Here is a 1,630-nt window from a genome sequence, read left to right on the forward strand (position 1 = left end):
AAATGAATACCAAGTCTCTGAGTGAACATACGTAATTCATTACGAAGTTTAATTCACGAGCATCAAACTTAAATTGAAGAGTTTGATCATGGCTCAGATTGAACGCTGGCGGCAGGCCTAACACATGCAAGTCGAGCGGTAACACAGGGAGCTTGCTCCCGGGTGACGAGCGGCGGACGGGTGAGTAATGTCTGGGAAACTGCCTGATGGAGGGGGATAACTACTGGAAACGGTAGCTAATACCGCATAACGTCGCAAGACCAAAGAGGGGGACCTTCGGGCCTCTTGCCATCAGATGTGCCCAGATGGGATTAGCTAGTAGGTGGGGTAACGGCTCACCTAGGCGACGATCCCTAGCTGGTCTGAGAGGATGACCAGCCACACTGGAACTGAGACACGGTCCAGACTCCTACGGGAGGCAGCAGTGGGGAATATTGCACAATGGGCGCAAGCCTGATGCAGCCATGCCGCGTGTATGAAGAAGGCCTTCGGGTTGTAAAGTACTTTCAGCGGGGAGGAAGGCGGTGAGGTTAATAACCTCATCGATTGACGTTACCCGCAGAAGAAGCACCGGCTAACTCCGTGCCAGCAGCCGCGGTAATACGGAGGGTGCAAGCGTTAATCGGAATTACTGGGCGTAAAGCGCACGCAGGCGGTCTGTCAAGTCGGATGTGAAATCCCCGGGCTCAACCTGGGAACTGCATTCGAAACTGGCAGGCTAGAGTCTTGTAGAGGGGGGTAGAATTCCAGGTGTAGCGGTGAAATGCGTAGAGATCTGGAGGAATACCGGTGGCGAAGGCGGCCCCCTGGACAAAGACTGACGCTCAGGTGCGAAAGCGTGGGGAGCAAACAGGATTAGATACCCTGGTAGTCCACGCCGTAAACGATGTCGACTTGGAGGTTGTGCCCTTGAGGCGTGGCTTCCGGAGCTAACGCGTTAAGTCGACCGCCTGGGGAGTACGGCCGCAAGGTTAAAACTCAAATGAATTGACGGGGGCCCGCACAAGCGGTGGAGCATGTGGTTTAATTCGATGCAACGCGAAGAACCTTACCTACTCTTGACATCCAGAGAACTTTCCAGAGATGGATTGGTGCCTTCGGGAACTCTGAGACAGGTGCTGCATGGCTGTCGTCAGCTCGTGTTGTGAAATGTTGGGTTAAGTCCCGCAACGAGCGCAACCCTTATCCTTTGTTGCCAGCGGTTAGGCCGGGAACTCAAAGGAGACTGCCAGTGATAAACTGGAGGAAGGTGGGGATGACGTCAAGTCATCATGGCCCTTACGAGTAGGGCTACACACGTGCTACAATGGCGCATACAAAGAGAAGCGACCTCGCGAGAGCAAGCGGACCTCATAAAGTGCGTCGTAGTCCGGATTGGAGTCTGCAACTCGACTCCATGAAGTCGGAATCGCTAGTAATCGTAGATCAGAATGCTACGGTGAATACGTTCCCGGGCCTTGTACACACCGCCCGTCACACCATGGGAGTGGGTTGCAAAAGAAGTAGGTAGCTTAACCTTCGGGAGGGCGCTTACCACTTTGTGATTCATGACTGGGGTGAAGTCGTAACAAGGTAACCGTAGGGGAACCTGCGGTTGGATCACCTCCTTACCTTAAAGAACCTGCCTTTG

The 1,630-nt window shown here is 53.7% G+C and carries 1 rRNA gene; it reads left to right on the forward strand.

Going from position 1 to position 1,630, the window contains the following annotated elements:
* Positions 1–70 precede the first annotated feature (70 nt).
* Positions 71–1,610, forward strand: a 16S ribosomal RNA gene (locus AC0TNG_RS00050).
* Positions 1,611–1,630 lie beyond the last annotated feature (20 nt).

It is taken from the genome of Enterobacter sp. PL_is514 (assembly GCF_055816715.1).